13 protein-coding genes are annotated in these 12858 nt (G+C 67.0%); 6 read left to right on the forward strand and 7 right to left on the reverse strand.

Annotated elements, in window-relative coordinates; all coding sequences use genetic code 11:
* Positions 1-16: 16 nt before the first annotated feature.
* Positions 17-1225, reverse strand: coding sequence for a cytochrome P450 (locus tag A5624_RS12545; RefSeq protein WP_066866563.1), 1209 nt, complete (start codon positions 1223-1225; stop codon positions 17-19).
* Between the two features lie 127 nt (positions 1226-1352).
* On the opposite strand from A5624_RS12545, the gene A5624_RS12550 reads away from it, so the two are divergent.
* A complete protein-coding gene (locus A5624_RS12550) occupies positions 1353-2852 on the forward strand; it encodes an aldehyde dehydrogenase family protein (RefSeq protein ID WP_082990555.1) in 1500 nt (499 codons plus the stop codon).
* Positions 2853-2858: 6 nt separating this feature from the next.
* On the opposite strand, the gene A5624_RS12555 is transcribed toward A5624_RS12550, so the two are convergent.
* The 6 genes from A5624_RS12555 to A5624_RS12580 are packed head-to-tail and all read right to left on the reverse strand — an operon-like array spanning position 2859 to position 8120.
* Positions 2859-3701 carry an SDR family oxidoreductase gene (locus tag A5624_RS12555; RefSeq protein ID WP_066866565.1) on the reverse strand — a complete coding sequence of 281 codons (843 nt, stop codon included), beginning with the start codon at positions 3699-3701 and terminating at the stop codon, positions 2859-2861.
* Complete coding sequence (locus A5624_RS12560; RefSeq protein WP_066866568.1) at positions 3698-4171, reverse strand: SRPBCC family protein; 474 nt, start codon at positions 4169-4171, stop codon at positions 3698-3700. Before A5624_RS12560 ends, A5624_RS12555 begins: the two co-directional genes overlap by 4 nt.
* A gap of 37 nt (positions 4172-4208) precedes the next feature.
* On the reverse strand, positions 4209-5861 hold the full coding sequence (locus A5624_RS12565) for an acyl-CoA synthetase (RefSeq protein WP_066866570.1): 1653 nt from the start codon (positions 5859-5861) through the stop codon (positions 4209-4211).
* A gap of 8 nt (positions 5862-5869) precedes the next feature.
* Complete coding sequence (locus A5624_RS12570) at positions 5870-6490, reverse strand: PaaI family thioesterase (protein ID WP_066866572.1); 621 nt, start codon at positions 6488-6490, stop codon at positions 5870-5872.
* Positions 6487-7116, reverse strand: a complete 630-nt coding sequence (locus tag A5624_RS12575) for a cysteine hydrolase (RefSeq protein WP_066866574.1) — start codon at positions 7114-7116, stop codon at positions 6487-6489. Before A5624_RS12575 ends, A5624_RS12570 begins: the two co-directional genes overlap by 4 nt.
* Positions 7113-8120: a Rieske 2Fe-2S domain-containing protein gene (locus A5624_RS12580; protein WP_066866576.1), complete on the reverse strand. Its 1008-nt coding sequence runs from the start codon at positions 8118-8120 to the stop codon at positions 7113-7115. Before A5624_RS12580 ends, A5624_RS12575 begins: the two co-directional genes overlap by 4 nt.
* Before the next feature lie 83 nt (positions 8121-8203).
* Here A5624_RS12580 and A5624_RS12585 point away from each other — a divergent pair, with 83 nt between their 5' ends.
* The 5 genes from A5624_RS12585 to A5624_RS12605 are packed head-to-tail and all read left to right on the forward strand — an operon-like array spanning position 8204 to position 12855.
* The gene (locus A5624_RS12585) at positions 8204-8662 is read left to right on the forward strand and encodes a nuclear transport factor 2 family protein (protein ID WP_066866578.1); all 459 of its coding nucleotides are present in this window, start codon (positions 8204-8206) and stop codon (positions 8660-8662) included.
* Positions 8649-10271, forward strand: a complete 1623-nt coding sequence (locus A5624_RS12590; RefSeq protein ID WP_066866581.1) for an NAD(P)/FAD-dependent oxidoreductase — start codon at positions 8649-8651, stop codon at positions 10269-10271. The genes A5624_RS12585 and A5624_RS12590 overlap by 14 nt, the downstream gene beginning before the upstream one ends.
* Positions 10272-10289: 18 nt before the next feature.
* Positions 10290-11435 carry a PHB depolymerase family esterase gene (locus tag A5624_RS12595; RefSeq protein WP_066866583.1) on the forward strand — a complete coding sequence of 382 codons (1146 nt, stop codon included), beginning with the start codon at positions 10290-10292 and terminating at the stop codon, positions 11433-11435.
* Positions 11435-11815: a nuclear transport factor 2 family protein gene (locus A5624_RS12600; RefSeq protein ID WP_066866585.1), complete on the forward strand. Its 381-nt coding sequence runs from the start codon at positions 11435-11437 to the stop codon at positions 11813-11815. Before A5624_RS12595 ends, A5624_RS12600 begins: the two co-directional genes overlap by 1 nt.
* Positions 11812-12855 (forward strand): TIGR03857 family LLM class F420-dependent oxidoreductase, encoded by a 1044-nt coding sequence (locus A5624_RS12605; protein WP_066866587.1) that lies wholly within the window; start codon positions 11812-11814, stop codon positions 12853-12855. Before A5624_RS12600 ends, A5624_RS12605 begins: the two co-directional genes overlap by 4 nt.
* Positions 12856-12858: the final 3 nt, after the last annotated feature.

Raw genomic sequence — 12858 nt, forward strand, 5'->3', positions numbered from 1 at the left:
GACCATTTTGCCGACCCTACTTCGCGTCGAACGTCACCGGAAGCGCATTCGGGGACCGGAAGGGCTGACCGTGGATGTGCGGGTCATCATCGGTCAACAGGGTGAGGTTGGTCAGCCGGTTCAGCAGGCATTCCATCGCGACGCGTGTTTCCAGCCGCGCCAGATGCAAACCCAGGCAGGTGTGCTCTCCGGCGGCGAACGAGATGTGGGGCGTGTGCTTGCGGAAGATGTCGAACTCTTCGGCGCGGTCCCAGCGCCGCTCGTCGCGGTTCGCCGAACCGATGCACACCCCGATCACCGAACGGGCCGGAATCTGCACGCCTTCCAACTCGGTGTCTTCGGTCGTGAAGCGTTGCACGGTGGTCAGCGGTGTCTCGTAGCGCAGCCCTTCCTCGATGGCCGGTGCCAGCAGCTCGCGGTCGGCTTGCAGCGCGGCGAACTGCTCCGGGTGGGTGAGCAGCAGATACAGCAGGTTCCCCGAGGAGCGGTAGGTGGTCTCCAGGCCGGCGGGCAGCAGCAGCCGCAGGAACGAATAAATCGCTTCGTCGGTGAGCTTTTCGCCGTCGATCTCCGCGGTGACCAGGTCGCCGATGATGTCCTCGGTGGGCTTGGACTTGCGCTGTTCGATCTGCTCGACGAAATAGTCCTTGAGCGCCGTCGAAGCCTCGAAGGCGCGTTCGTAGTTGACGTGGTAGCTGATCAACTGCACGGCGCGGGTGTGAAACATCGGCAGGTCTTCGTCGGGCAACCCGAGCAGCCGGGCGATGACCCGGGTGGGAAACTCGAACGTGAACTGCCGGACCAGGTCGGCTGTGCCGGTTCCGATGAACTCGTCGATCAGGGCATTGCAGATCGGCCGCACGATGGTCGGCTCCCAGCGGGCCAGCGCCTTGGATTTGAAGGCCGCGGACACCAGGTTGCGGTGTTCACGGTGCTTCTTGCCCTCCATCGCCAGAATCGTCGGCCCCATGAACAGGCCGATGGTCTTGTCGTACGGCTTGGAGCTGAACACCCGGCCGTCCCGGAACACCGTGTTGACGGCGTCGAACGACATCGCGGAGTACTCCTGCTTGGGCAGCAGCGACTCCGGGGTCTTGGAATAGTCCATCACCGTGCCGGCGAACACGCCGGCCTCCCGCCGTTTGCGGGCAAAGAACGGGTAGGGGTCTCGCAGGCTGACGGTTTCGTCGCCGGCACCGGCGGCGGTGTGAACGTTGGTCGTCACCTGATCTCCAGCATCTTGATCTCAGCACGATCGAACACTTCTTCGTAAGATCGTACTGTAATTATTACAGTAGCAATATGGGCATTACCGGCGAGGTCGCTCGCGGGTTGGATACCGAAGGTGATTCATGAGCACACTCGACGGACACGCTCCCGCCGCACTCGAACGGCGGGTCGCTGAGCTGGGCGCCGTCCTTACGCGGCAGCGCCAGGCGTTCGTGGATGAGGGGCCGCCCGGGCTGGCGGTGCGGCGCAACCGCATCGATCGGTTGATGGCACTCGTGGTGGACCACACCGATGCGTTCGTGGAGGCGATGGCGGCGGACTTCGGCACCCGCTCCAAGGCCGCTACCTTGTTCACCGAGGTCATCGGGATGTTCTCGGTCATCGAGCACACCAGATCCCATGCGGCCCAGTGGATGCGGCCCACCAAGCTGCTGCCGGCCGCGCGGCTGTGCGGACTGCGGGCGGAGGTTCAGCCCTCACCACTCGGGGTGATCGGAATCATCGGGCCGTGGAACTTCCCGCTCAATCTCGTTGTCCTGCCCGCGGCCACCGCGTTCGCGGCCGGCAACCGGGCGATGATCAAGATGTCGGAGGTCACCTCGCATACCGCCGATCTGATGGCCTCGCTGGCACCGGAGTACTTCGACCCCGACGAGTTGCACGTCGTCACCGGTGGTGCCGACGTGGCGGCGGCCTTCGCAGGGTTGCCGTTCGACCATCTCTTCTTCACCGGCTCACCGTCGGTCGGGGCGCTGGTGCAGCGCTCGGCGGCACAGAATCTGGTTCCGGTGACGCTGGAGCTCGGGGGCAAGAACCCCGTCGTCGTCGCACCGGCTGCCGACGTTCGGCGCGCGGCGGCACGGATCGCCCAGGCTCGCATGGTCAACGGGGGCCAGGTCTGCGTGTGCCCCGACTACGTGTTCGTGCCCGAGGAGAAGCTGGAGGCCTTCGTTGACGCCGCGCGACACACCCTGCGGGACATGTTCCCCACGATCGTGGCGAACAAGGACTACTGCTCGAGTGTCAATCAGGCGAATTTCGACCGAGTCGTCGGGCTGATCGAGGATGCGCGGGGCAGGGGTGCCACGGTGGAAACCATTGCGCCGGTGGGGGAGTCGCTGCCGGACCGTGCCTCCCGCAAGATCGCACCCACCATCATCCGTGATGTCGACGACGGCATGAAGATCGCCGGCGAGGAGGTTTTCGGTCCGGTTCTCGTCGTCAAGGCGTATTCGCGGCCGGCCGAGGCCATCGAATACATCAATGCCCGACCGACGCCGCTGGTGGCGTACTGGTACGGACCCGACGATGCCGAATTCCGGGCCTTCGTCCGCAGCACCCGCAGCGGTGGGGTCGCCCGCAATGACTTTGCGGCGCAGATGATCCCGTCGGCGGCGCCGTTCGGGGGAGTGGGCCGCAGCGGGATGGGCGCCTACCACGGCAAGGCCGGTTTCGATGCGTTCAGTCATCACCGCACGGTGGTGGGCAATGACCTGCCCTTCAGCATCACCGGAAGCGCGGCGCCGCCGTTCGGCCGGCCCCTGCGGCTGGGCGCCGAGGTGATGATGCGCATGACACGCGCTCGCACCCGCCGGCGGCTCCGCGGCCACCCGCGCGGCTAGCGAGGTCTAGCGGTCGGCGCGTGCGGATCCCGGGCTGGTCAGCCTCGCGGCGCGGGCCAGCAGGTCCGCGTAGCGCACGCCGAGCAGCCGCGGCATCGCCGCCATCGCCCGCCCGTCGGGGCCGATGAGGATCCGGGCCCGATTCTTCTCCGCGCCACGCAGAATGAGCCGAGCGGCCTTGGCGGGCGAGGTCAGCGCCGTCCGGTCGAAGAGCTTGGCCGCGAGATCGGGATCCTCGGTATCCGAGGTGCGCATGTTCGCGCGGAAGTTGGTCCGCACCACGCCGGGATGCACGCAGTGCACGGTCACCGGACGGCCTTCCATGATCATCTCCTGGCGCAGCGCCTCGGTGAAGCCACGCACCGCGAACTTTGAAGTGCTGTAAGCGCCCTGGTAGGGAATCGCGATGAGACCGAACGCGCTGGACAGGTTCACCAGTCGGGAGGGGCTCCGGGGGGAGCCTGCCTCGATCAGTTGCGGCAGAAAGGCTTTGGTGCCGTTGACGACGCCGCCGACGTTGATGCCCATCAGCCAATCGAAGTCCTTCCAGGACATGTCCGCCACGCCGGCGAACAGGTCGACTCCGGCGTTGTTGAACACCAGCGAGGCGGGCCCGTGTTGCCGGTGCACCTCGTCGGCGAAGCCCAGCACCGCATCCCGGTCGGCGACGTCGACCCGATACGGCGTGACCTGCCCGGGCGGACACCCGGCCTGGGTTTCGGCCAGGCCATTCGGATCGATGTCGGACGCCGCGACGTGCGCGCCTTCTTCGGTCAGTGCCCGCGTCAAGGCGCGGCCGATGCCCGAGCCGGCACCCGTCACCACGGCGACACGGCCTTGGTACTTCATGAGTTCCCTGCCTCCACAATCGCTTTGATCCGACCCACGGACGTCTCGAGGTTCTTTTGCAGATCGCTACGACGATCCCGGACGAACAGGAACAGGCGCTCGAAAACCACAGCGCCGAGCGTCAACGGCACGCACATCCGGAAGGTTTCGGTGAGGCGCGCGGTACCCGCAGTGGTACCGGGTTCGATCAGGTATGTCCATTGCGTCCAGTCGCCGCCCATGGCCTGCACCACGAACGAAAACTTGTGTCCGGGCCACGCGTCGACGACTTCGGCATCCGTCCGCCACCGGCCGAGCCGTCGGCGGTTCCAAGCGCGAAAACGGTTGGGCGACAGCCACGTTGCGCGTCGCGTCTCGGGACTCCACTCGGGGATCCTGGTGACGTCGGCGATCACGGCGTAAACCTGGTCGGCCGACGCGCGCACCTGGGCCGAGGCCGTCAGCGTCTCGTCCTTCTGCAGCAATGACATGGCCTGCGCCCTCCTCAGCGGCTACCGGCGCTGCCGGTCAGCCATTGACCGCCTGCTCGCGCGCCCACCGGTAGTCGGCCTTGCCGGACGGGCTCCGCTCGATGGCCGCGCGGAACACGATCGCTTTGGGGAGCTTGTAGCGCGCCAGCGTCTGCGCGGCGTGGGCCACCAGTTCCGCCGCTTCGGCGCTGGCACCTTCAGCCAGCGCCACCACGGCGACGACCTCCTGGCCCCATCGTTCGCTGGGCCGGCCGGCGACCACCACGTCGGCGACGGCGGGATGTGACGCGATGGCCGTTTCGACCTCCTCGACGAAGATCTTCTCGCCGCCGGAGTTGATGGTCACCGAATCGCGGCCGAGCAACTCGATGGAGCCGTCGGCGCCGTGGCGCGCGCGGTCGCCGGGGACGGCGTAGCGCACGCCGTCGATCACCGGGAAGGTCTTGGCCGTCTTGGCCGCATCGCCCTTGTAGCCGAGTGGAACGTAGCCCCGCTGCGCCAGCCAGCCCATCCCGTCGTGCCCGGGTGCCAGGATCGCCGAAAGGTCCTCGGCGGCAACGAAAGTGTCCGGCCCGGCGTTGAACGTCCCCGTCGCCACCGCCCCCGACGTCGACATGTGGTGCATCTGCGCCCCGGTCTCCGACGATCCGACACCGTCGACCACGACGGCGTTCGGCAGCGTCTCGATCAAGCGTTTCTTGACGTACGGGGTCAGCAGGGCGCCGCCGTTGGCGACGACCGCCAGCGACGACACATCGGCGATCCCCTTCTCGATGGCGGCGACCAGGGGGCGCGCCATCGCGTCACCGACCACCGTGACCACCATGACCTTCTCCCGCTCGATGGTGCGCACCACGTCCTCGGCGTCTAGATGGTCGACGACCGTGGGAAACACGACGGACTGGCCCGTGGTGATCGCGGTCATCACACTCCACTGGGCCGCACCGTGGATCAGCGGGGGCAGGATCATCAGCTTGGTGCCCGGCCCGGAGGCGGCGCGTTCGACGATCTCATCGATGGAGCTCGACGGCTCGCCGGTCATCAGGTTCCGTCCGCCGAAGGACGTCATGAAGATGTCGTGCTGGCGCCACAACACGCCCTTCGGCATTCCCGTCGTGCCACCGGTGTACAGGACGTACAGGTCGTCGGCGGAGTGCTGCACGGGCGGCGGCTCCGGGGACACCGACGCCAGCGCGGCCTCGTAATCGACCGCGCCCTCGAGCAACTCGTTACCCGAGTCGTCGGCGATCTGGATCAGCACGCGCAGCTGTGGCAGCTCGGGCAAGATCTCGGCGACTCGCGGTGCGAACGCGGCGTGGTAGAGCAGCGCGGTCGCGCCGGCGTCCGCCAGCAGGTATTGCAGCTCGCTCTTCACATAGCGGAAGTTGACGTTGAACGGGGCGACGCGCGCCTCGAAGCTGCCCAGCAACGCCTCGACGAATTCGTTGCCGTTGTAGGCGTAGAGGCCCAACAGATCCTGGCCCACTTCATGACCGCCGAGCGCGGAGCGCTCGGTGTGGCAGCCCAACCCCTGCGAATGCAGGTACGCGGCCAGCCGGGTGGAGCGTTCGATCACCTGCGCATAGGTGTAGCGCCGATCGCCCTGGATGATCAGCTCGCGATCGGGGATCGCGGCGGCGACGGCCTTCGCGACGGCCGGGACCGTGAATGTTGTTGTGGTGTCGGACATCGTGCCTCTCACGGCTGGTGGGGGAGCAGTCGGACCATCAGGCCGTTGGCTTCGCTGAGCAAGGTTCCATCGGCGGCTATCATAGTAGCGTCAATGAAAACCTTCCTGCCCTCGATGTCGGTGATGCGGCCCCGGGCCGTCAGTGGCTGGTCGATCGGGGTGATGTTGCGGTAGTCGACGTGCAGGAAGGCGGTGCGCGTCGGGCGGATGTCCGCGGACGTCACCACCATGCCGAACAGCCAGTCGTAGAACAGCGGGATCATGCCGCCGTGCACGGCCCGGTTCCCGCCGATGTGCGAGGTGGTGAAGTGACCGGCCATCGTCACGCCCTCGGGACCGGATTCGGTCACCAGCCAGGGCGGCATCAGGGGATGGGCCAGCCCGGGCAGCGTCAGCACCCGGCCGGCCACCGCCTCGGTCTCCGGGACCTGGTGGCCGTCGAGCAGCGCGCAGGCGTTCTCCAGGTGCGCGGCCGCGGCGGCCCACAACTCGGGATCGGGCCTGGTGGACACCGTCAGGTCCTGCAGCCGGCGCAGCGCGGCGACGAACGGGCCCAGTTCCGCAGGGGCATTCTCGACGGGTCTGACGTCGGGAAATCCGCCACGAACTTCCGGCGCGGTATCGGTCATCGCGTTCCTTCGTCCCAGGCCCGCAGCAGGTCCTCGGTACCTGTGATGGTGGCCAGCAGCGACAGCGTGTTGGCGATCATCGCTGCACCATAGTCGGCGGGTATGCCGGCGACCGCATCGCGGGGGACGACCACCCGGTAGGCGGCGTTGACGGCGTCCATGACGAGGTTGGGGATGGCGATGTTCAGTGAGACGCCCACCACGACAATGGTCGACACCCCGAGATTGCGCAGCACCGCGTCCAGGTCCGTGCCACCCATCGGGCCCACGCCGTGCCAGCGGCGCAACACCAAATCCGAAGGCTCCGGCCCCAATTCGGGCAGCAGTTCCGCACCCGGCGTGCCGGGCGTGATGTCCACCCGGTTCCCGCCGCCCATCGCGAAGATCTTTGCGTTGTGGTTGGAGCCGAGCCCGTCGGACCGGCGCTGCACGAGGCAGTGCACGATGCGCACCCCGGCCGCCCGGGCTGCCGGCAGCAGGCGCGCGATGTTGGGCAGCGCTTCGCGGCGGGCTTCCTCGGCGAGCATCGCCAGCCCGGCGTCGGGACCCATCACCGCGCCCTGGCACTCCTGGGTGACGAGTGCGGTGTGCGCGGGCGCGATCAGTTCGGCCAGCCGATCCGTCATGCGGGGGCGCCCACCGGCGCGACGTCGTAGAACTGGGTCGCCCACTTCCGCAGCGCCATATAGCCTTTCGCGTCCGTCTTCGACAGCGCGGGGTGTTCGACGTACTTCTGGTAACGCCAGATCTGCAAATCGTCGAACACGGTGGACAGGAACTGCTTCTTGATGACCTCCCGCAGTTTGCCCTCGGGGACATCCGCGGTGTCGCCGGGCAGTCGCGGCCACCAGATCGAGTAGAACAGGTCCGAGCATTCGTCGTCGACCGGCGTGCAGGTGAAGATCAGCCGATGATTCTGGGCGCCCTCGAAGACGCTGATCGCGCCGCCGAGGCCGAACAGGTGGCTGTGGAACCGCAATGCGAGGTCGTCCGGGTTGTCGCTGCGCGCGTCGGGCCAGCCGGCGATGAACTGCCATTCCTGGTCGACGATCCTCCACTCCAGCACCCTGGGCGTCACGGTGGCGTGGTGCACGTACTCGAAATGCGCACTGTCGGGCGCATTTTCGGCCACGATCTGCGGGTGCACCGGTTCGCGCTCCGCACGCCGGGAGAACTCCGGGTATGCGCGGTAATAGGCCGCGGGGTCCGTCTCGAATTGCGGGAACTTGTGAAAGATGTCGGGCATCTCCCACTGCGGCTCCTTGCCGTCCGGATGGTGCCAGACGAAGACGCAGTCGTACTGCTCGCGGACGGGATACACCTTCAGCCGTAGCCCGCGGTTGGGCCGGTCGGGCTGGTAGGGGATGTATTTGTTGCAGCCGTCCGGGCCCCAGCGCCAGCCGTGGAAGGGGCACTCGACGCAGTCGCCGACGACTTTGCCGCCGTGGCCGAGGTGGGCGCCCAGGTGCTTGCAGTGCGCTTCCAGGACGTGCAGCTCGCCCTGCTCGTCGCGGTAGGCCACCAGGTCCTCGCCGAAATACTGCAGCGGCCGCGCCTCGCCGACGGGAAACTCCGGGGACCAGCCGACCATGAACCAGCCGGTGACCTTCCAGGTGAACGGGACTTTCACACCAGCGCCTCTCGCCATCGTTGATACTAAATCCATTACAGTATAGATTTCAGCAGTCCGGCCGGCACACGGCAAGGAGTGAAATGACGACAGCGGCTGACGAGCTGGAAGCCATCCGACAACTGAAGGCGCGCTACTGCCGCTTCCTGGACACCAAAGACCTCGAGTCCTGGCGCGACGTGTTCACCACCGATGTCGTGGTGACCCTCGATATGGCGGTGTCCACCGCCGGTGCCGACCCGCAGACCGCGCCACCGATCGAAGGCGTGCAGAACTTCGCGCCGATGGTGATGGGCGGGCTCGAGGGAGTCGCCACCAAACATCACTGTCACACCCCCGAGATCACGCTCACCTCCGCGACCACCGCGGCCGGCATCTGGGCGATGGAGGACCTGCTGATCTTCGGTGACGGCCGCGAGTTGTACGGCGCCGGCCACTACCACGAGACCTACCAGAAACGGGACGGTCGTTGGCAGATCAAGTCGCTGCACCTCACCCGAACCATCCTGAAGATCACCGGCGGTGACGATGGCAAAAGCTGATACCTCGTTCGACGTGCTCGTCATCGGCGCCGGTTTCTCCGGGCTGTACATGCTGCACCGGCTGCGGCAACTCGGGCTGCGCACGCGCGTGCTGGAGATGGCCGAAAAGGTGGGCGGAACCTGGCTTTTCAACCGGTACCCGGGCGCGCGCTGCGATATCGAGAGCATCGAATACTCCTACAGCTTCTCCGAAGATATTCAGCAGGAGTGGGTATGGACGGAGTCGATGCCGGCCCAGCCCGAGATCGAGGCCTATCTGAACTTCGTGGCCGACCGGCTCGACCTTCGCCGCGACATCCAGTTCGGCGCCAAGGTCGTCGCGATGACGTTCGAGGAAGAAGCCGGCCGGTGGCAGGTGCGCACCGAGACCGGCGAAACCTTCCGGGTCCCGTTCGTCGTCGCCGCCTCCGGAATTCTGTCGGTGCCGCTGGAACCCGACATCCCCGGAATGGATACCTTCGCCGGGACCTCCCTGTTCACCAGCCGCTGGCCGGAGGGCGGCGTGGACCTCACCGGCAAGCGGGTCGGTGTCATCGGCACCGGTTCGACAGGCGTTCAGCTCATCCCCGTGGTAGCCCGAGAAGCGTTGCACCTGTCGGTGTTTCAGCGCTCGCCCGCCTACACCCTGCCCTGGCGGGTGCATCGGTTCGAACCGGGCGAACTGGACGACATGAAGGCCCGCTACGCCGACATCCGGGCGGCCCAACGCGCCCACCCGATCGGGGCGGCGCGGTTGAGCGCCTTCTCCGTGCTGCTGGAGATGCTCGGCCGACCGCCGCTGAAGTCGGCGACCCGCGAAGAACAAGTGCGCGCCATCGAGGAGAACGGCGTGATGGGGGCGCTGAACTGGGGTGACATCTTCTTCGACATCGAAGCCAATCGGATGGCCGCCAGGCTGTACGGCGAGGCGGTGGCCCGGATCGTCAAAGATCCCGACACGGCCGCCTCGTTGGTGCCGGTACACCCCTTTGCCTGTAAGCGGCCGATCATCGACCAGGGTTATTACGAGACGTTCAACCGGGACAACGTCAGCCTGGTCGATCTGCGGAAGTCGCCGATCCGCGAGGTGACACCGACCGGAATCCGCACCGAGGACCGGATGCACGAACTCGATGTCATCGTGTACGCCACCGGCTTTGACGCCATGACCGGTGCGCTCAGCCGCATCGATGTGCGCGGTCGCGGGGGAATGTCGCTGGGCGAGTTCTGGGCCACCGAGGGGCCGCTGTCGTATCTCGGCCTCGCGGTCGCCGGCTTCCCGAACCTGTTCACGGTTCAGGGGCCCGGCAGCCCGAGCGCCGCGACCAACTTCGTCGCCGCCCTCGAACAGCACGTGGAGTGGATCGGTGACTGCATCGCGTATCTGCGCGCCAACGACATCCGCACCATCGAGGCGCTCAGCAGCGCCCAGCAGGAATGGATCGACCACGCCACCGCGCTCGTTGCGCCGACCGTCCTGGTTCATCCGTCGTGCAACTCCTGGTACAACGGTGGCAACGTGCCCGGCAAGAAACGGATGTACATGGGTTATACCGGCGGGATACCCGAATACCGGCGCCGCTGCGACGAAATCGCCGCCGGCGGATACATCGGGTTCAAACTGGTCTAGCTGGCGAAGGTGAGCGACATGGCGACGGCGTTGAGCGGGCTGAGCCTGGCCAGAGATGTGGCCCGCGAATTGGGCATGCTGATGCCGCGCACGGTGGCCGGCCTGCGCGAGTCGACCGGTTGGTCCCCGCTCTCGCCGCGCGGTGCGCGTCAGTTCGGCGAGGCGATGCTCGATGAACTTGTGCTGAGCGCCTTTTCGCTGCTGGGCCGAAGCCCTGCACCGATGCGGCCGTTGGATGGGTGTACCGCGGCGGCCGAGGAGCTCTCCTCGCTGGGCATCGACCGGGCGCACGCCGACCCGAACCCGTTGCGGCCGACGTCGATTCGCAGGCGCAGCATCGCAGGCCTTGGCTACGAGCGGATGGCTTTCGAGCACGACCCCGCCTTGCCGGCCACGCTGGCGGCCGAGGGTTTGGGCGGCCCGGCGCGGGCGGTGGTGCACCTGTGCCGGCACGGCGACGGGCCCAGGCCGTGGCTGGTGTGGGTGCACGGCGCGGGCCAGGGTGGCACCGAGGACCTGCTGCTGTCCCGGATCGGACGCATCCATCACAAGCTCGGGTACAACGTGGCGATGCCGGTGCAGCCCGGCCACGGCTGCCGGCGACGCCAATGGCCGGCCTATCCCGACATGGATCCGCTGGGCAACGTGGCGGGAATGATGCGCGTGGTTTCCGAGGTGCGCGCCGTCGTGCGCTGGGTGCGGCCGCAGGCCACGGCCGTTGTGGTGGCGGGGATTTCGATGGGAAGCCCGGTGGCCGCGCTGGTCTCCCACCTGGAAAAGCAGACCGACGCGGTCGCGCTCTACACGCCCATCCTGGGGCTCAACGCCATGATCGCGCGGCACCTGCAACGGTGGGGCTCATCGCGCGAGGGATTCCGCGAGCTGCTGGAGTCGCCGGCGGTCACGAAGCTGACCTCGGTGATCGATCCCTTGGCGGTCATTCCGTCCCCGCCGCCGCAGCGCCGGCTCATCGTCGGGGCGTGGCACGACCGGATGGCGATGCGCGAGCCCACCGACGCATTGCAGGAGCGCTGGGGCGGCCAACTGTACTGGTACGACGGCAGCCACGTCGGGCACATCTTCTCGCGACGGGTGCAGCGCATCACCGACCGATTCCTGGGCGAGGTGGCCGCGCTGAAAGCGGACGACTCGGTGCCCGACTGATGGCACCCACTTGGACCGCGCGAACCGTGGTCGAGCTCTACAACCTCGTCGTGTGGAACGAACGCAACATCGAGCTGGCCGAGGAATTGTTGGGCGACACGGTGATTCGGCACGAGGTCGGTGGTGCGCGCACGCTGACCCACGCCGAAGCGGTGCAGCGGGTGGTGGACATGTGGGAGCTGGCCGATTCGCTGCACTTCGACCTCAACATCGTCATCGAGGGCGACGACGGCGAGCACGTGGCGATCGTCTACGACTCGACGATCACCACCAAGGACGGCACCGAGACCAATATCGCCAGCATCGAGGTGTTCCGCGTCGTCGATGGCAAGATAACCGAGGTTTGGAACGGCGGCTACCAGCAAGGGGTTTGGAATTGACTGACCGGACGCTTGATGAATTGGGGTTCTACCTGTTGGCCGGGGCGGGCGGTGAGGGCCCGGCGACGTTGATGGACGAGGCCCGCCGCGGCGAGGAACTCGGCTTCGGCACCGCCTTCATCTCAGAGCGGTGGAATGTCAAGGAGGCGTCGTCGCTGGTCGGGGCGGCCTGCGCGGTGACCAACCGGATGCAGATCGCCACCGCCGCAACCAATCACAACACCCGTCATCCGCTGATCACCGGGTCGTGGGCGACCACGATGCATCGCCTGTCGGGCGGCCGGTTCACCCTGGGCGTCGGCCGAGGCATCGCCGCGATCTACGGGGCCTTCGGCATCCCGGCGGTGACGACGGCGCAGATGGAGGACTGGGCCCAGGTCATGCGGCGGCTGTGGCATGGCGAACTGATCTTCAATCACGACGGCCCGATGGGCAAGTACCCCATCCTGTTTCTCGATCCCGACTTCAACGAGGATATTCGACTGGCGCTGGTGGCCTTCGGTCCCAACACCCTCGCGCTCGGGGGGCGCGTGTTTGACGACGTCGTACTGCACACCTATTTCACCCCGGAGACCTTGCAGCGCAGCGTCAAAATCGTGAAGTCGGCCGCCGAGAAGGCCGGCCGTGACCCGGACAGCGTGCGGGTGTGGTCGTGCTTCGCCACCGTCGGTGACCATCTGCCCGAAGAACTGCGGCTGAAGAAGACCGTGGCGCGGCTGGCCACCTACCTGCAGGGCTACGGCGATCTGCTGGTGCAGACCAACAACTGGGATCCCGCTGTGCTGCAACGGTTTCGCGACGACCCGGTGGTCACCTCGATCGCGGGCGGGATCGATCACAAGGGCACCGCCGAGCAGATCGAGCACATCGCGACGCTGATCCCCGAGGAATGGCTGGAGCCCTCGGCCACCGGGTCCGCGCAGCAGTGTGTGGATCGCATCCGTAAGGAATTCGACTACGGGGCCGACGCGCTCATCATGCACGGCGCCACCCCCGACGAGCTCGAGCCGATCGTCGCGGCCTACCGCGCCGCTAAGTAGCGC

Source organism: Mycobacterium sp. 1482292.6, from assembly GCF_001672995.1.
In the GTDB taxonomy this organism is placed as follows: Bacteria; Actinomycetota; Actinomycetes; order Mycobacteriales; family Mycobacteriaceae; genus Mycobacterium; species Mycobacterium europaeum_A.